The following is a 463-nucleotide window of genomic DNA, read 5'->3' on the forward strand; positions in this document are numbered from 1 at the left end:
ACGATGTCGTTGAGGTTGCCGGCGACGGTCACCTCGTTCACCGGGAAGGCGCGCGCGCCGCCCTCGAACCAGAAGCCCGAAACGCCCACCGAATAATCGCCGGTATTGGGATTGTAGGACGGGGAGAACATCTCCTGCACCACCAGGCCCGCGCCGGCGTCCGCCATCAGGCCCGCCATATCCTGCGCGCCGGGAAGAAGCGTCAGATTGGCCGGCCCCATGCCGGGCGCCGTTCCATGTCCGGGCGTGGCGTTGCCGGTGGTTTCCAGCCCCAGCTGCCGGGCGGCGGCGCTATTGAGCAGCCAACCGGTCAGGACGCCATCCTCGATCACCGCGCGCCGGGCCCCGGCCACGCCTTCCCCGTCAAACGGATGGGAGCCCCAGCCGCGCGGTGCAAAGGGATCGTCCACGATGGAAACGCCGCGCGCGAACACCTGCGCGTCCATCCTGTCCTTCAGGAAGC

General features: G+C 68.9%; 1 protein-coding gene. It reads right to left on the minus strand.

What is annotated here, in order from left to right; all coding sequences use genetic code 11:
* A partial coding sequence (locus tag ACLD7X_RS18855) for a metallopeptidase TldD-related protein (protein ID WP_411425211.1) occupies positions 1 to 446 on the minus strand: 446 nt, incomplete at its 3' end.
* Positions 447 to 463: the final 17 nt, after the last annotated feature.

Source organism: Aphanothece microscopica RSMan92 (assembly GCF_046613545.2).
In the GTDB taxonomy this organism is placed as follows: Bacteria; Cyanobacteriota; Cyanobacteriia; order PCC-6307; family Cyanobiaceae; genus NIES-981.